Annotated in this window: 14 protein-coding genes; 2 read left to right on the forward strand and 12 right to left on the reverse strand. The window is 67.8% G+C overall.

What is annotated here, in order from left to right; genetic code table 11:
- Positions 1–2 precede the first annotated feature (2 nt).
- The 3 genes from dusB to ITJ61_RS04715 all read right to left on the reverse strand — a co-directional run bounded on the left by dusB (position 3) and on the right by ITJ61_RS04715 (position 3233).
- Positions 3–1157, reverse strand: a complete 1155-nt coding sequence (dusB, locus tag ITJ61_RS04705) for a tRNA dihydrouridine synthase DusB (protein ID WP_104241436.1) — start codon at positions 1155–1157, stop codon at positions 3–5.
- 77 nt (positions 1158–1234) lie between these two features.
- Entirely contained in the window at positions 1235–1825 is a 591-nt protein-coding gene (locus ITJ61_RS04710) for a DUF4352 domain-containing protein (RefSeq protein ID WP_194685649.1), read from the reverse strand.
- Between the two features lie 28 nt (positions 1826–1853).
- Positions 1854–3233, reverse strand: coding sequence for a glycine--tRNA ligase (locus tag ITJ61_RS04715; RefSeq protein WP_104298658.1), 1380 nt, complete (start codon positions 3231–3233; stop codon positions 1854–1856).
- 244 nt (positions 3234–3477) lie between these two features.
- On the opposite strand from ITJ61_RS04715, the gene ITJ61_RS04720 reads away from it, so the two are divergent.
- The gene (locus ITJ61_RS04720) at positions 3478–5892 is read left to right on the forward strand and encodes a hypothetical protein (RefSeq protein ID WP_194685650.1); all 2415 of its coding nucleotides are present in this window, start codon (positions 3478–3480) and stop codon (positions 5890–5892) included.
- Between the two features lie 27 nt (positions 5893–5919).
- On the opposite strand, the gene ITJ61_RS04725 is transcribed toward ITJ61_RS04720, so the two are convergent.
- Together ITJ61_RS04725 and recO are read right to left on the reverse strand one after the other, a co-directional pair.
- Positions 5920–6741: an isoprenyl transferase gene (locus tag ITJ61_RS04725; RefSeq protein WP_194685651.1), complete on the reverse strand. Its 822-nt coding sequence runs from the start codon at positions 6739–6741 to the stop codon at positions 5920–5922.
- Positions 6738–7577: a DNA repair protein RecO gene (gene recO, locus ITJ61_RS04730; protein ID WP_104241441.1), complete on the reverse strand. Its 840-nt coding sequence runs from the start codon at positions 7575–7577 to the stop codon at positions 6738–6740. The genes ITJ61_RS04725 and recO overlap by 4 nt, the downstream gene beginning before the upstream one ends.
- Positions 7578–7661: 84 nt before the next feature.
- On the opposite strand from recO, the gene ITJ61_RS04735 reads away from it, so the two are divergent.
- On the forward strand, positions 7662–8453 hold the full coding sequence (locus tag ITJ61_RS04735; RefSeq protein WP_104241442.1) for a trimeric intracellular cation channel family protein: 792 nt from the start codon (positions 7662–7664) through the stop codon (positions 8451–8453).
- Positions 8454–8494: 41 nt separating this feature from the next.
- Here ITJ61_RS04735 and leuA read toward each other — a convergent pair whose 3' ends face one another.
- The 7 genes from leuA to ITJ61_RS04770 form a co-directional block, all read right to left on the reverse strand.
- Positions 8495–10267, reverse strand: a complete 1773-nt coding sequence (gene leuA / locus ITJ61_RS04740) for a 2-isopropylmalate synthase (protein WP_104298654.1) — start codon at positions 10265–10267, stop codon at positions 8495–8497.
- 156 nt (positions 10268–10423) lie between these two features.
- Positions 10424–11080, reverse strand: a complete 657-nt coding sequence (locus ITJ61_RS04745) for a response regulator (protein WP_104241444.1) — start codon at positions 11078–11080, stop codon at positions 10424–10426.
- Positions 11077–12462: a sensor histidine kinase gene (locus ITJ61_RS04750; RefSeq protein WP_104241445.1), complete on the reverse strand. Its 1386-nt coding sequence runs from the start codon at positions 12460–12462 to the stop codon at positions 11077–11079. The genes ITJ61_RS04745 and ITJ61_RS04750 overlap by 4 nt, the downstream gene beginning before the upstream one ends.
- Positions 12428–13318 carry a GTPase Era gene (era, locus tag ITJ61_RS04755; protein ID WP_104241446.1) on the reverse strand — a complete coding sequence of 297 codons (891 nt, stop codon included), beginning with the start codon at positions 13316–13318 and terminating at the stop codon, positions 12428–12430. The genes ITJ61_RS04750 and era overlap by 35 nt, the downstream gene beginning before the upstream one ends.
- Positions 13315–14589 (reverse strand): hemolysin family protein, encoded by a 1275-nt coding sequence (locus ITJ61_RS04760; protein WP_104340895.1) that lies wholly within the window; start codon positions 14587–14589, stop codon positions 13315–13317. The genes era and ITJ61_RS04760 overlap by 4 nt, the downstream gene beginning before the upstream one ends.
- A complete protein-coding gene (gene ybeY, locus ITJ61_RS04765; RefSeq protein ID WP_104241448.1) occupies positions 14586–15053 on the reverse strand; it encodes an rRNA maturation RNase YbeY in 468 nt (155 codons plus the stop codon). The genes ITJ61_RS04760 and ybeY overlap by 4 nt, the downstream gene beginning before the upstream one ends.
- Complete coding sequence (locus tag ITJ61_RS04770) at positions 15050–16003, reverse strand: PhoH family protein (RefSeq protein ID WP_104341189.1); 954 nt, start codon at positions 16001–16003, stop codon at positions 15050–15052. Before ITJ61_RS04770 ends, ybeY begins: the two co-directional genes overlap by 4 nt.
- Positions 16004–16052: the final 49 nt, after the last annotated feature.

Consider the following 16052-nt stretch of genomic DNA (forward strand, 5'->3'; position numbering starts at 1 on the left):
CCTCAGCCTCCCGAGTGGGACAGCTCGGCGGCGGAGATATTCGCCTTCTGGTCCTCGTTGAGCTCGCGAGACTCGAGCCAGCGGTCCGGCAGCGACGGCCGCTTGGGCGTTCCCGCTCGCCCGCGAGGGCCCTCGGCGTCCTGTCCAGGGTAGGCCTGGTCGCGATCGAGCTGAGCCAGAAGGCCGTCGAGCTCCTCGAGCGTCGACATGAGCGCGAGACCGGAGCGCACATCGGAACCCACCGGGTAGCCCTTCAGGTACCACGACATGTGCTTGCGCATCTCACGGCAGGCGCGGGCCTCTTCCTGGTGGAACTCCGCGAGGAGCTCGGTGTGTCGACGGATCGCGTCGCCCACCGCCCCGAGCGTCGGCTGGATGCGCGTCGAGTCGCCGCGGAAGGCAGCAGTGAGGTCGCCGAAGAGCCAGGGGCGCCCGAGGCAGCCGCGCCCGACCACGACGCCGTCGCATCCGGTCTGCTCCATCATCCGCAACGCGTCCTCGCCCGCCCAGATATCGCCGTTGCCCAGCACCGGGATGCTCGTGACGGTCTCCTTGAGCTTGCCGATGGCATCCCAGTCAGCCTGCCCCGAGTAGAACTGGGAGGCCGTGCGCCCGTGGAGTGCGACGGCTGCGACGCCAGCACCCTCCGCGATACGGCCGGCTTCCAGGTAGGTCAGGTGATCGTCGTCGATGCCCTTGCGCATCTTGATGGTGAGCGGGATGTCACCGGAGGCCTCCGCGGCCCCCTCGACGATGGCCCGGAAGAGGGAGGTCTTCCACGGCAGCGCGGCCCCGCCTCCACGCTTCGTGACCTTGGGAACCGGGCATCCGAAGTTGAGATCGATGTGGTCCGCTCGGTCCTCGGCCACGAGCATCGTGACGGCCTCGCGGACGGTCTTGGGGTCGACCCCGTAGAGCTGGATGCTCCTGACCTCTTCCGACTCGTGGTGCTCGATGAGGCGCATGGTCACCGGCGTCCGCTCGACGAGCGCGCGCGAGGTGATCATCTCCGAGACGTAGAGGCCCGCGCCGTACTCGCGACAGAGGCGCCGGAAGGCGGAATTCGTGATGCCAGCCATGGGCGCGAGCACAACTGGGACGTCGAGAACCAGGGGGCCGATGCGCAGCGGCTTCGAGTCGAGTGCAGTCAAGGTCATAACCGATCAATTCTCGCAGGTCGAGGCGACTTTCGCACGCCAGCCCCGACACGTTCGAACAGGAGCCCCTCGTCGCCTCAGAAGACGATCCTCAGCTCGGGAGCAGGCTCGAACTTCAGCTCCATCGGACCCGCCGCCGAGGTCGAGACATCGAAGACCAGATGGACGCGGGTGGAGGCGGATGGGAGGAGCTGCTTCTCCTCCGCGGGACCGGCAGGCAGGTCGGTGCCGTAGGCGGTGGTCTCGTGGTCTGCGATCGACGTCTGCCCCGCAGCGTCTTCGAGTTCGAAGACGTCCGGCGCGAGGGAGATCGACTCGCCGCTCCCATTGCGGAGATCGACGTCGACGACGCAGAACTGGCCGGCGGCGCTCGCGCTGCCGCCCCGCCAATCGTGCCGCGGCAGGCCGCACTGGATCTCGGTTGCCGACAGCTGCACACCACCGACGCTCACCGTGCCACGTGGGAGCAGCTCCGAGGCCTCGCCCCGCCACTCGGCGATCGCCGACGGTGCATCCAGCGTGGCGGCTCCCCGGTCGGTAGCCCGGGCCGAGATGAACACGTAGCTGAGCACGGCGAGCAGGACAAGCCCAGCCGCGATGGTCAGGAGCGCAGGCCGCAGCGAGCGACCCGCCCGCGTTCTCGCGGACGGGCGCTCGCTGGTTCCCACGACGTCCTGGTTCACTCGGGAGGCGCGATCAGGCTCCGAGCAGACGACCCGCGAGGTACGCCTCGAGCTGGTCCAGGGCGACTCGCTCCTGGGCCATCGAGTCGCGTTCGCGGACGGTCACGGCGTTGTCCTCGAGCGTGTCGAAGTCGACCGTCACGCAGAACGGCGTGCCGATCTCATCCTGGCGCCGGTACCGGCGGCCGATCTGGCCCGCGTCGTCGACGTCGATGTTCCAGTGCTTGCGGAGCTTGTCGCCCAGCTCGCGCGCGACGGGGCTGAGGCGTTCGTCACGGCTCAGCGGCAGCACCGCGACCTTGATGGGCGCGAGGCGAGGGTCGAGCCGCAGAACGGTGCGGATGTCGACGCCGCCCTTGGCGTTCGGCGCCTCCTCCTCGACGTAGGAGTCGACGAGGAACGCCATCATGGATCGCGTCAGGCCGAAGCTCGGCTCGATCACGAATGGCGTGTAGCGCTCTCCCGAGGCCTGATCGAAGTAGTTGAGGCCGGTGCCGGACGCGGTCGAGTGCGACGTGAGGTCGTAGTCCGTGCGGTTCGCCACCCCCATGAGCTCACCCCAGCCGGTTCCCTTGAAGCCGAACTGGTACTCGAAGTCGATCGTTCCGGCCGAGTAGTGCGCGCGCTCCTCCTTGGGAACGTCGAAGCGCCGCATGTTGTCGGGGTTCAGCCCGAGGTCCGTGAACCAGTTCCAGCAGGCCTCGACCCAGTCCTCGAACCACTTCTGCGCCTCATCCGGGTGCACGAAGAACTCGATCTCCATCTGCTCGAACTCACGCGTGCGGAAGATGAAGTTCCCTGGCGTGATCTCGTTGCGGAACGCCTTTCCGACCTGGCCGATGCCGAAGGGAGGCTTCTTCCTCGACGTGGTGAGCACGTTGTTGAAGTTCACGAAGATGCCCTGGGCGGTCTCGGGACGCATGTAGTGCAGTCCCGCCTCGTTGTCGACGGGACCGAGGTAGGTCTTCACGAGGCCGGAGAACAGCTGGGGTTCGGTCCACTGCCCCTTGGTCCCGCAGTCAGGGCAGACGATGTCGGACATGCCTTCCGGCGCGCGGTTCTTCTTCGCCTCGAACGCCTCGATGAGGTGGTCCTGGCGGTGGCGCTTGTGGCAGCTCAGGCACTCGACCAGCGGGTCGGTGAAGGTCGCGACGTGGCCGGATGCCTCCCAGACCGCCTTGGGCAGGATGATCGAGGAGTCGAGTCCCACCATGTCCGCGCGGCCGCGGACGAACGTCTGCCACCACTGCTTCTTGATGTTCTCCTTGAGTTCGACGCCAAGGGGGCCGTAGTCCCAAGAGGCGCGAGTGCCTCCGTAGATCTCGCCCGCTTGGAAGACGAAGCCCCGCCGCTTCGCGAGAGCGATGACCTTGTCGAGCGTGGTTTGCGCCATTGAGAGAAACTCCTGCTGAGGTGTCGAAGGCGAACCCAGGGTCGTGTCCGCCGCAAGTCGTCAGTCTAGTCAAGCGCCAGGCTCGTGAGCGGCTCCATGCCGGAAGGCCGTCCGCGAGGGGTTCTCCACAGATCCGCTTCTGCGGCACTGCGCCTGCTCGGAGGTCTGCAACGATGTCGCGAATCATCTGAACATTCGAATGGCGTTGTCCCCCAGGACGTCGCGCATCCGAAGGGCACCCTCTGTGACTCCCACATCAACGCTGACCAGCGCTGTCGACAAGAATCTGATCACCACGAGTGCTCTGCACGCCGGAGCCTGCGCTGTCGCCGCGCTCTTCAGCGGAGCCGGTCTGAGCTCCGCGCTGGCCCTCCTTCTCAGCGACCTCGCGCCGGGGAATCAGCCGAGCGCCTCGAACGCGGCGTCGGGATTCGAGCTGCTCTGGCAATTCGTCCTCCTGCTCACGGCGCTCCCTTTCTCAGGCCAGCTCAGACTGGGCGTGGAGTCAGTCGGCGGCTTCTCCCTGACCGGCGGCAGCGGCCTGACGCTCGGACTGTGGCCCCTCGCGTCGCTGGCGTTCGTCCTGGCAGTCAGCCTCGCGACTGCCTATGGCCTCGAGCGGCGCGGGGCGGATCGAGGCAGGCGCGGCAGGCTCGGAGCGGCCGCAGTCTCAAGCGGCACGTTCGCGGTCCTCCTCCTCTGCGTCGCAGCACCCGGCCTGCGTCTCGACACGCCGGGCGCGGCTGCCACCGTCACCGCGCTGAGCCCGGCACTCGCGCCTGTGGCGTTCACGTCGATCTTCCTGAGCGGATGGCTCGGTCGTTCTCTTGCCGCACGAGGCCGTCCTGGTCGAGCACCTCAGACGCCGCTGCCCGGCTCGCGGTCACGAGAGCTGCGGCTCCTCGGGGCGGAGCTCGGCATCTACACCGCGACGCTCGCAGTGGCCGGCTCGCTCCTCGGCATCATCGCGATGATCCTCGGCGTCGCACAGTCGGAGAGCCCGTTGACGTCGGTGCCGGTGCTCCTGGCCGCGGCACCGCACCTCGCCCTCACCACCCTGATCCTCGGGCACCTGGGGGCCATCGCCGTGAGCATCCCCTTCGGGCCGAGCACAGTCGCGTCGGTCTTCTCGCCTGAGCTCCCCTATGCGTGGCTCGCCCTCCTTCCGGTTGTCGCCGCGACGGTCGGGAGTGCCGTGCTCATCGGGGTCGGTCGGCCCGAGACACGCTTCCCGCAATGGTCGAGCCTCTGGCGCCTGCCTGCCGCAGCCCTGCTGGTCTGGACGATCCTCACGTCCATGCTCCTGCCGGTGGTGCTCACCGGATCGGCATCGGCACTCGGCTTCTCGCTCGGCGACCTCACGATCAGCGTCAGGCCCTCGTTCTGGACCCCCGCGCTCTTCGCGATCTGGGCGCTGGCAGTCGAGCTTCTCGCCTGGGCGCTGCCGCCTCGACTCAGGATCATCGCCCCGCGGCTCCATTCCCGTGCGGTCAGCCTGCTCGCGCGTCTCGACCGTGGGCGCGCGCCTGCTGCCGACGGATCGGAGACACGTCCGCCACTGATCGCCCAGCCCGCCGCATCCACCCCACCTGCGTGGACTGCTCGGCAGCTCGGGGCACCCGCGCGCCGGAGGCTGCGTCGCGCTGGCGCCGCCCTCGCCATCGCGGCGATCATCATCGCGGCAACCGCCACTGCGGTCACCGCAGTCAACGGCCACCGCGGCGCGATCGCGGAAGCCCGCCGCTACGTGCAGGCCATCGCCGACGGCAACGCGAGCCTGGCCGGCGAACTCGTCGACCCCAACATCGAGAGCGCTCAGCGACAGTATGTGAGCGACGAGATGCTCGCCGCCGCGACCGAGCGGATCACCGTCCTCGACATCGTCGAGCTCGAAGCCGCCACGACACCCGCCGCGGATGGCTGGCTGACTCCGTCGACGCCCGCAGCGGTGGGTTCAGGCCGCGAGACCAAGAACGTGCAGGTCACCTACAGGCTCGGCGGGACGACGGAGACGGCCGTGCTCGTCGCTGAACGCGTTGACAATGAGTTCCTGGTGCTCGAGCACTGGCGGATCCTCACACCCTTGGTCTTCGCCTCGGCCGTCGGCACGAGTCATGCCATGGACCTCACGATCGGCGCCGTCACGGTGACCCCCGACCCCGTCGACTCTCGAACCTGGGAAGGCAGTCAGCCGGTGAGCTGGGTGCAGTTCGACGCTTACCCGGCGATCTACCCCGTCACGGGAACGATCTCCGAGTTCTACTCCGCCTCGAACCAGCCGGTGCGTGTCGGCACCATCGCCGACGACCACGTCGCAAACCGCAACGTCGTCTACACGCCGACCGAGGCGTTGCAGTCCGCGGTGGAATCCGCGGTCACCGCCAAGATCGACGAGTGTGCCTCCTCGACGGCCGCGGCTCCCGTCGGATGCCCGTTCAGCACCTACGCCTCCGGCGCGAATCGAAGCGTGAACTGGAGCATCGCCACCTATCCGACCGTGACCGTCAGCGATACCTCCGACTCCTTCGAGATCGAGGGAGGTCTCGCCACGTACATCTCGGCAGGCGAGAGCGGGCGAACCACGAAAGGATCGGACACGATCTGGGAGCAGGGCACCTTCGCCATCGACGGGGAGAAGGTCACCGTCGAATTCCGCTGATCTCGCGGCGCGCCCGCCCCCGCCGTCTCAGCTGGCGTCGGTCGGGGCGGGGGCGTCGACGCGAGTCGGCGCATCCACGGCGCCACCGAACCTGCGCTCCCGGCCCGCGTAGCGCTCGATCGCCTCCCAGAGGTCGGTGCGAGAGAAATCCGGCCAGAGCGTGTTGAGGAAGCACATCTCCGCATAGGCAGCCTGCCAGAGCAGGAAGTTGCTCGTCCGCTGCTCACCGCTCGATCGCACGAAGAGGTCGACATCCGGCATCTCCGGGTCGTAGAGGTACTTGGCGATGGTCTGCTCCGTGACGCGCTCTGGTCGCAGCCTCCCCTCGCGAACCTCTTCGGCGATGCGCTTCACGGCGTCGGCGATCTCGAGGCGCCCTCCGTAGTTCACGCACATCGTGAGCGTCATCCGAGTGTTGTCCTTCGTCAGGTGCTCGGCAAGCTGCAGGTCCTTGATGACCGACTTCCACAGGCGCGGCTCCCGCCCAGCCCAGCGGATGCGCACCCCCCACTCGTTCAGCTGGTCGCGCTGCCGATGGAGGACATCGCGGTTGAAGCCCATGAGGAAGCGCACCTCCTCGGGTGAGCGCTTCCAGTTCTCCGTGGAGAACGCGTAGGCGCTGAGGTGCTTCACCCCGACCTGGAGGGCGCCCGCGACGACGTCGAGGAGGGCAGCTTCCCCGGCTCGGTGGCCCTCGATCCGCGGCAGACCGCGCTGGTTGGCCCAGCGGCCGTTGCCGTCCATGACAACCGCCACGTGCGAGGGGACCTCGGACGCCTCGAACGCCGGCGGATAGACACCCGTCCAGTCGACCGGCTTGAACGTCTGCGCCTGCCTGCTCCGGCTCATGCCGTCTCCTCCGTGCCGGGCTCCGCGCCCGGGTCGTTGTCTCCGTTGATTGCCCCGCCGCCCGCGCTGCTCAGAGCGACCGCGGTCGCCGGCTCCAGGCGTCCGAGCAGGCGGTCGTGTTCGAGGACCTGCATCGATCTGAGCTTCTTGTCGAGATAGTGCTGCGAGTAGGCCGAGACGATTCCACTGGCACGTGCCCTGGCCGAGACCTCGATGCCGTCGAGCATCGCCCAATCGCCGGACAGCAGCGCGCGCACCGCCTGCACCGTCGCCTCGTCCACTCGCACGATCCCCGCTGGAGTGCATCGTTGGCACACGACTCCCCCGAGCTGCACGCTGAATCGCTCGTGCGGCCCCGGGGCTCCGCACCTCGCGCAGTCATCGAGCGCGGGGGCCCAGCCGGCGAGCGAGAGCGAGCGGAGCAGGTACGAGTCGAGGATGTCCTGGGACGCCCTCGCGCCGAGGGTGAGCGCCCGCAGGGCCCCGATGACCAGCGTGTACTGCTGGGGCGACGGCTCAGCCTCCGCCACTCGCTCGGCGGCCTCCACGATGACGGAAGCGGCCGAATACCTGGAGTAGTCCTCGACCAGGTCCCGCCCGTACGCGGCGAGCGTCACAGCCTGCGTGACGGTGTCCAGGTTGCGACCCGCGTAGCACTGCACGTCCACGACCATGAACGGCTCGAGCCGAGCGCCGAACTTCGACGACGTCCGACGAACCCCGCGGGCCACAGCCCGCACCTTTCCGCGTTCCTTGCCGAGCAGTGTGACGATGCGGTCGGCTTCGCCGAGGCGCTGGGTTCGAAGGACAACCGCCTCGTCACGATAGGTGGGCATCAACCCAGTATGGCCCTCCGAGCAGCGAGAGCCGGGAACCACGCGTGACTCGGCTCAGCACGGCGCTGTGGGAGCATTGAGACCATGGATTCGCCCGCCACGACGCTCCCCCTCTGGCTGGACCTCACGGCCATCGCCATCGGCGCGATCACCGCGGCCATGGTCGCGGAGCAGTTCCGCGACAAGAAGCTCGACTGGCTCGGCGTCGTCATCATCGGCATCACCGTGGGTCTCGGCGGCGGCATCATCCGCGATCTCCTCCTCGGCATCCGTCCGGTGAGCATGGAGACGGAGTGGTTCCTCTTCACAGCTGGGGCGGCGGCACTCGGCGGGATGCTCCTGCAGCGACTGCTCAGACGCATGGACGGCCTGGTCTCGGTCCTCGACGCAGCGGCGCTCGGCTTCTTCTGCGCGGTCGGCACGCTCAAGGCCATGAACTTCGACCTCCCGATCCTGCCGACGCTGCTCGTGGGAACCGTGACCGCGGCCGGCGGAGGCGTGGTCCGCGACATGCTGCTCGGGATGCCGGTCGGCATCCTCTTCGTCGGCTCCCTCTACGCCGTGGCCGCGACGGCAGGCAGCGCAGCGTTCGTGCTGGCAGACGCGTTCGGCGTCTCCCAGATCATCGGCATCGTGATCTGCGTCGCGGTGACCTTCGCCGTGCGCATGGCCAGCGTCTGGTTCGGGCTCAGTCTGCCCGAGCAGATCGCGCTGAAGATGCCACGAATCCGGAGGTCGCCCCGGACGGGCAGGCCCGAGCGGGAGCTGCCCTTCACCGACCAGGAGATTCTCGAGGCGTCGGGCCTGCACGCCCCCGACACCCGACCGATCGACATCATCGAACAGAAACGGGCGAGCAACCCGAGCTCGGAGTGACCTCCGGCCGGGTGCCCGCCCGTTGAACGTGCCGGTTGCGCCTACGCGACCGTCGTCAGCTGAGCATCGAGCTCGGCTTCGGTCTCGCCGCGCAGCGCCCTGTTGACGCCGGACACGATGGCCTTGAGCGACGCCGTCGAGATGTCGCTGTCGATACCGACTCCCCAGAGGCGCACGCCCGCGACGTCCAGCTCGATGTAGGCCGCGGCGCGCGCGTCGCCACCCACGGACAGCGAGTGCTCGACGTAGTCGAGCAGCTCGACCTGCAGGCCCTGTTGCCCGAGCAGCTTCATGAAGGCGTCGAGCGGCCCGTTGCCCTGCGAGGCGTGCTCGGCCACTCCCGACCCGTCGCGCAGCGAGACGCTCAGGTCGACGGCTCCGTCGAGCGCTGAGCTCGTCGCCGTGCGGAACAGCTCGAAACGACCCCACTTGTGCTGCTCGCTCTCCGCGGGCAGGTACTCGTCGTTGAAGATTCGCCAGATGGCGTCGGTCGAGACCTCGCCGCCCTCTGAGTCGGTCTTGTTCTGCACGACCCCGGAGAACTCGATCTGCAGACGTCGCGGCAGGTCGAGGTTGTGGTGCTCCTTGAGCAGGTAGGCGACTCCGCCCTTGCCGGACTGGGAGTTCACGCGGATGACGGCTTCGTAGCTCCGGCCGAGGTCGCGAGGGTCGACGGGCAGGTACGGGACTTCCCACGTGAGCTCGTCGACGGACACGCCGAGCGCGTCGGCCTTCGCGGCCATGGCCTCGAAGCCCTTCTTGATCGCGTCCTGGTGCGAGCCCGAGAAGGCCGTGTAGACAAGGTCGCCACCCCAGGGGGCGCGCTCCCCGACGGGCAGCTGCGTGCAGTACTCGACCGTGCGGCGGATGCCGTCGATGTCGGAGAAGTCGATCTGCGGGTCGATGCCCTGGGTGAACATGTTCACGCCGAGCGTGACCAGGTCGACGTTGCCCGTGCGCTCGCCGTTTCCGAAGAGGCAGCCCTCGATGCGGTCGGCGCCGGCGAGGTAGCCGAGTTCGGCGGCGGCCACACCCGTGCCGCGGTCGTTGTGGGGATGCAGGGAGAGCACGACGCTCTCTCGCCGCGTCAGGTTGCGATGCATCCACTCGATCGAGTCCGCGTAGATGTTCGGTGTGGACATCTCGACGGTCGCCGGCAGGTTGATGATGACGGGACGTTCGGGGCTCGCGTCGAAGCCCTCGATGACCTGGTTGCAGATGTCGACCGCGAAGTCGAGCTCAGTGCCCGTGTAGCTCTCTGGCGAGTACTCGTAGTAGATCTTCGTGTCGGGAACGATCGCCTCGGCTTCACGGCACAGACGGACACCCTCGAGGGCGATGTCGATGATGCCCTGGCGGTCCTTGCGGAACACGACCTCGCGCTGCAGGACGCTCGTCGAGTTGTACAGGTGCACGATCGCCTGCTTCGCGCCCTTCAGCGACTCGAAGGTGCGGGTGATCAGGTGGCCACGCGCCTGCGTGAGCACCTGGATCGTCACGTCGTCAGGGATGACGTTCTCTTCGATCAGCGAGCGGACGAAGTCGAAGTCGGTCTGGCTGGCCGAGGGGAACCCGACCTCGATCTCCTTGTACCCCATGCGGACCAGGAGGTCGAAGAGCGCGCGCTTGCGCTCCGGGGACATCGGGTCGATGAGCGCCTGGTTCCCATCGCGCAGGTCGACGGCACACCAGCGCGGTGCGCGCTCGATGCGCTTGGAAGGCCAGGTACGGTCGGGCAGGTCGACGGCGATCTGCTCGTGGTGCGGGACGTAGCGGTGCGCTGGCATCGATGACGGCTGCTGCATGTTCTTCATTTTTAGCTCCGGATCACATCTTCTTGTCGTGCTAAGCCGACAGCAGACTCCGCGGCGAGGGGGCTTAGAGCGAAGCCTCGCCGCGGCAACGAAGAAGGAGGGTGCCGAACAGCATTGGCCCAGCGTAGCACCGAGGCACGGAGTTCACCCGCGCGGTCAGTTGAGGCCGTGCTCGTAGGCGAAGACGACCAGCTGCACCCGGTCGCGGAGCCCGAGCTTCGCGAGCACCCGCGAGATGTGCGTCTTCACAGTGGCCTCGCTCAAGAACTCCTGTCGGGCGATCTCCCCGTTCGACAAGCCGCGAGAGGCGAGCGCGAACATCTCGCGCTCGCGCTCGGTGAGCGTCGTGAACTGCTGCGGCACGGCGCGCGAAGCCGGAACGGCGGCCGAATAGCGCCTGATCAGGTCGGCGGTGGCCTGAGCGGCGAAGACCTCGGCACCTGTCGCCACGGTCCGGACCGCCGCGAGCAGGAACTCCGGATCGGCGTCCTTCAGCAGGAACCCGCTGGCGCCCGCCCCGACTGCCTTCGCGACCGCCTCGTCGAGGTCGAAGGTCGTGAGCACCAGGATGCGTGTTGACGACCCGCTCGCGACGATCTGCTTCGTCGACTCGAGGCCGTCCTGTCCCGGCATGCGCACATCCATGAGCATCACATCGGGCTTGAGCGCCTTCGCCAGCGAGACCGCCGCGACTCCGTCGCTCGCCTCGCCGATGAAGCGCATGTCCTCCTGGCTGTCGATGAGCATCCGGATTCCGCTGCGGAAGAGAGGCTGATCGTCGACGAGCGCGACGGTGATCTGGGAACTGGTCAAAATGTGTGCCTCTCGGTTGTGGAGCGAGTGCCGTCGCTGTCGAGCTCGGCCCCAGCGGCCCCCTGCGGCGAGGCTATGGGCAGCCAGGCGTGCACGCGAAACTGCGCACCAAGCCGTTCAGCCTGCACGTTACCGCCTGCGATGCCGACGCGCTCCGCCATGCCGACGAGTCCGTGCCCGCCCTCGCCTCTCGGGTGCGGGGGCTCCGCGACGGAGTTGAGGATCGTCGCCTCGAAGACCTGCCCCCAGCTCAGTCGCACGACGACGGGCCTCGCGGCATCGCCGTGCTTGAGCACGTTGGTCAACGACTCCTGCACCAAGCGGAACACAGCGCCCTGCGCCTGCGTCGTGAGGGTCCGAGGCTCGCCTCTCGTCTCCAGCTGCAGGTCGAGGCCGGCCGCGCGCATCCTGGAATACAGTGCGGGCAGTTCGTCGAGGCCAGGTTCCGGACCGGCCTCCTGGCTGTGCCGAAGCTGCCCGAGAAGGCCACGGACGTCGACGAGCGCGCTTCTGGCCGTCGAGGAGATCGTCCCGAGCGCCGCCTCCGCCGAGTCGGGGTTGCTCTTCATCGCGTACCGCGCGCCGTCGGCCTGGGCGACGACCACGGCCAGGGAGTGCGCGACCACGTCGTGCATGTCTCTCGCGATCTGCGTTCGCTCCTGTTCAGCGGCCAGCTGCTCCTGCGCTCGGATGCGCTCGAGCTCCACGATCGCCGCCCGGTTCTTGACCTCCTGGGCCCGCAGATGCGCGCGGCGAAGGAGCCCTGCCAGCCAGGCCACGACTCCAGCCCCGACGAAGAGCAGCCAGATCAACGCCGCAGCGAACAGGAACGCGTCGCGGCTGCCCTCGACGTTCGTGGCGATGGACTCCCAGGTGAAGCTCGTCGGATTCCAGTGCGGGATGAGCGCCACGATGATCGTCGGTGCCACGACGCCGTAGACGGCGGAGCTGATGACAAGGGCACGGCTGCCGTAGGCGACCGCGGCGTAGATGCTGAGGTAGATCGCGACATCCTGCGGATGCGGGCCGAACGCGAAGACCGACTTCAGCAGTGCCGCGAGCACGACGATCAGGAAGCTCGGCCATGGCGCGTAGCGCCGGATGATCATCGCGACCGTGAAGAGCACCCAGGACGGCAGGAGCAGCCAGGTCAGCGTCGTGCCGTCTCCGGCGTCGTAGTCGAGGGGCAGGCCGAACGTGAGCGCGAAGAGGAGGCCGAGGATGATGTCGGTCACCCACTGCAGCCAGGTCAGGCGGTAGGTGTGCGCCTTCCACAGCCCGCCGACTGCCGCGAAGAAGGACTCCCGCGGCTGTCCACCAGCCGCGAGAGCATCGACGGACCGCGGCTCAGAAGCCGAGGCGTCCGAGCTGCTTCGGGTCACGCTGCCACTCCTTCGCCACCTTCACGCGGATGGAGACGATGACACGCCCCTCGGTGATCTGCGAGATCTCACGCTGCGCCTGCTCGCGGATGCGCTTCAGCCGCTCGCCGCCGCGCCCGATGATGATGCCCTTCTGGCTGTCGCGCTCGACGACGATGTTGACGTACAGCTCGCGCGTGACGCCGTCGTCCCGCGTCACGATCTCCTCGACCGTGACCGCGATCGAGTGCGGGAGCTCGTCGTGCACACCCTCGAGCGCCGCCTCGCGAACGAGTTCCGCCGCACGCTGCTCGAACGACTCCTCGGTCTTCATGTCGCTCGGGTACAGGGGCTCGGACTCGGGGAGCAGCCCGAGGATGATGCCCGTGAGCGTGTCCAGCTGGATGTCCTCAGCTGCTGAGACGGGGATGATGTCATCCCATTCGCGGAGACCCTGGACGTCGACGAGGCGAGAGGCCAGGACGTCCCGGCTCACGGTCTCCGCCTTCGTCACGATGGCGATCTTGCGAGCCTTGGGGGCCTCATCCAGCTGCTCGTTGATGAAGCGATCGCCCGGGCCGACGGGCTCGTTGGCCGGCACGCAGAACCCGATGACATCCACTTCCGCGACCGTCGCGTGCACGACATCGTTGAGGCGCTCCCCCAGGAGCGTCCGCGGACGGTGCATGCCGGGGGTGTCGACGATGATGATCTGTCCGTCTTCGCGGTGGACGATGCCTCGCACGGCACGGCGAGTGGTCTGCGGCTTGTCGGAGATGATGGCGATCTTCTCGCCGACCAGCGCGTTCGTCAGAGTGGACTTGCCCACGTTCGGGCGACCGACGAAGGTCACGAATCCTGCTCGGTAGTTCGTCATGCTTCGATTCCTGACTCTTGAAGTGGTTCCAGGCGGCGCGCCAGGACAGTGAGAATGCGCTTGCGGGGTCCGACTCGCTCGGCGACGAGCTCGATGCCGTCGACCACCGCCCTGTCCCCTCGTTCGGGGATCTTGGACAGCGACTTCGCGAGCAGCCCGCCCACGGAGTCGACGTCGTCGAACTCGAGCTCGATGTCGAAGAGATCGCCGAGCTCCCCCGTCGCGAGGCGAGACGACACCCGGTATCGCCCATCGAGCAGCTTCCGCGGCTCGTCATTCGGTCGATCGTACTCGTCGCTGATCTCTCCCACGAGCTCCTCGATGAGATCCTCGAGGGTCACGAGGCCCGCTATGCCGCCGTACTCGTCGACAACCATGGCGAGGTGGGTCGCGGACGCCTGCATGCGGCGCAGCAGCAGGTCGGCGCGCAGCGACTCCGGGACGAAGTCGGCGGGCCGGGCGAGCTCGACCGCGGGGCTCGCCTCCGCCTCGTCCTGCAGCGAATGCCGCACCAGGTCCTTGAGGTAGAGGATCCCGAGGATGTCGTCGCTGTCCCGGCCGATGACCGGAGCACGGGAGATGCCGGTCTCGAGGAACTGCTCGAGCGCTTCCCGCACCCCGGCGTCGCCGTCGACCGTGACCATGTCCGTTCGAGCGACCATGACTTCCCGGACGAGCCGGTCGGAGAACTCGAAGACGGAGTGGATGAGCTCCCGGTCGCCGTGCTCGAGCACCTTGAGGTCTGCTGCCTCATCGACCATGTTGAGGAGCTCCTCCTCGCTCGAGACGGAGCCGAGGCGCTGCGGACGCCCAGGGGTCACGCGATCGCCGAGCACGACGAGCAGATCTGCGACCGGCCCGATCACGAGCCGGACTCCGCGCGCGATGGGGGCCGCGAAGGCCATCACCTGCTGGGGATGCGCCCGCGCGACGCTTCGCGGACTCGTGCCGGCGATGATGAACGAGACCAGGATCATGATGGCAACGGAGACGAGGAACGCCTGCCACCTGACGTCGAAGAGATCGGTCAGGATGAGCGTCACCAGGACCGCCGACATGCTCTCGAAGAGCACGCGTGCGAACGTCAGCGCGTTGCTGTGGGCACCGGGGTCGGCGGCGATCGCCTCGATCGAGCGCTTCGCGCGGCTCTCCGCGGCGAGGTGCTCGAGCTCCGGTTTGGAGAGACGCGCGATGACCGCTTCCGTCGCGGCGAGCAACCCGCTCATCGCTACCATCAGGACGATGGCGGCGACGAGCAGAGCCGCGGTCATCTGGCGCGCTTCCTCTCCTGAAGGTGGAAGCCGACGAGGAGATCGCGCTGGAGCCCGAACATCTGCTTCTCCTCCTCGGGCTCGGCATGGTCGAAGCCCAGCAGGTGCAGGACTCCGTGGGTCGTGAGCAGCAGGAGCTCGTCCATCATGCTGTGCCCGGCGGCCTTCGCCTGGTCGGTCGCGACCTGCGGGCAGAGCACGATGTCTCCGAGCAGTCCAGGAGGCGTCTGCCGATCGACGTTGCCTGGCCGAAGCTCGTCCATCGGGAAGCTGAGCACGTCGGTGGGGCCGGGTTCACCCATCCACTGCACGTGCAGCTCCTCCATGGGGCCGACCTCGACGAGCACGATCGCGAGCTCCGACTCGGCGTGCACGTGCAGCTGGTCGAGCGCGTACGCGGCGACGCGCTGCAGGGCGCCTTCGTCGACCTCGTAGCTGGCCTCGTTGTTGACCTCGATGCTCATCGGCTTGCGTTCCTGTCCTGGCGTCGGTGATCGTCCGCCTGCTTCTTCTGGTCGTACTCGGTGTAGGCGTCGACGATGCGGGCCACGAGGGTGTGCCTGACGACGTCGTCGCTCGTGAGGTGCGAGAAGTGCACCTCGTCGATGCCGCCGAGCACGTGGGTCACGAGCTTCAGTCCCGAGGCCCCCATGGGCAGGTCGAGCTGGGTGATGTCCCCCGTGACGACCATCTTCGATCCGAACCCGAGCCTCGTCAGGAACATCTTCATCTGCTCCGGCGTCGTGTTCTGCGCCTCGTCGAGCACCACGAAGGCGTCGTTGAGCGTGCGCCCGCGCATGTAGGCGAGCGGCGCGACCTCGATCGTCCCGCTCGCCATGAGCTTGACCACGACCTCCGGGTCGAGCATCTCGTTGAGCGCGTCGAAGAGCGGCCGCAGGTACGGGTCGATCTTGTCGTTGAGGGTCCCTGGCAGGTAGCCGAGGCGCTCGCCGGCTTCGACGGCCGGGCGAGTCAGGATGATCCGCGTGACCTCCTTGCGCTGCAGGGCCTGCACGGCCTTCGCCATCGCGAGGTAGGTCTTGCCCGTTCCGGCGGGCCCGATGCCGAAGACGATCGTGTTGTCGTCGATCGCATCCACGTACTGCTTCTGGCCGAGTGTCTTCGGGCGGATGACCTTGCCACGGGACTGCACGATGGACTGGCCGAGCACGTCCGTTGGGGTCTCCTCGCCACGGTCGATGAGCCGCTGGGAGCGCTCGACCTGAGCTGGCTCGAGGTCGACGCCGCTGCGCGCCATCTCAATGATCTCGCGCAGGAGCGCCTCGGCTGCGACGACGTCGTCTCGCTCGCCGCTGAAGGTGATCTCGTTCCCGCGCGCGAGCACGCGCACGCGGGGGTGCTCGCGCTCGACGGACTTGAGCAGCCGGTCGCCGGGCCCGAGGAGCCGCACCATGGCGACGCCTTCGACCGTGGTGGTCTGCTCCACGAAATCAGTCCAGGTG

Origin of the sequence: Pseudoclavibacter sp. VKM Ac-2888 (assembly GCF_015351285.1) — a bacterium.
Lineage (GTDB): Bacteria > Actinomycetota > Actinomycetes > Actinomycetales > Microbacteriaceae > Pseudoclavibacter.

Excerpts from the sequence above, each read along its gene's own strand:
- ITJ61_RS04725 (WP_194685651.1), bottom strand. The coding sequence starts at position 6,741 with ATGAGCCGGAGCAGGCAGGCGCAGACGTTCAAGCCGGTCGACTGGACG.
- ITJ61_RS04760 (WP_104340895.1), bottom strand. The coding sequence starts at position 14,589 with ATGACCGCGGCTCTGCTCGTCGCCGCCATCGTCCTGATGGTAGCGATG.
- dusB (WP_104241436.1), bottom strand. The coding sequence starts at position 1,157 with ATGACCTTGACTGCACTCGACTCGAAGCCGCTGCGCATCGGCCCCCTG.
- ITJ61_RS04735 (WP_104241442.1), top strand. The coding sequence starts at position 7,662 with ATGGATTCGCCCGCCACGACGCTCCCCCTCTGGCTGGACCTCACGGCC.
- ybeY (WP_104241448.1), bottom strand. The coding sequence starts at position 15,053 with ATGAGCATCGAGGTCAACAACGAGGCCAGCTACGAGGTCGACGAAGGC.
- leuA (WP_104298654.1), bottom strand. The coding sequence starts at position 10,267 with ATGAAGAACATGCAGCAGCCGTCATCGATGCCAGCGCACCGCTACGTC.
- ITJ61_RS04770 (WP_104341189.1), bottom strand. The coding sequence starts at position 16,003 with ATGGTGCGGCTCCTCGGGCCCGGCGACCGGCTGCTCAAGTCCGTCGAG.
- ITJ61_RS04715 (WP_104298658.1), bottom strand. The coding sequence starts at position 3,233 with ATGGCGCAAACCACGCTCGACAAGGTCATCGCTCTCGCGAAGCGGCGG.
- era (WP_104241446.1), bottom strand. The coding sequence starts at position 13,318 with ATGACGAACTACCGAGCAGGATTCGTGACCTTCGTCGGTCGCCCGAAC.
- recO (WP_104241441.1), bottom strand. The coding sequence starts at position 7,577 with ATGCCCACCTATCGTGACGAGGCGGTTGTCCTTCGAACCCAGCGCCTC.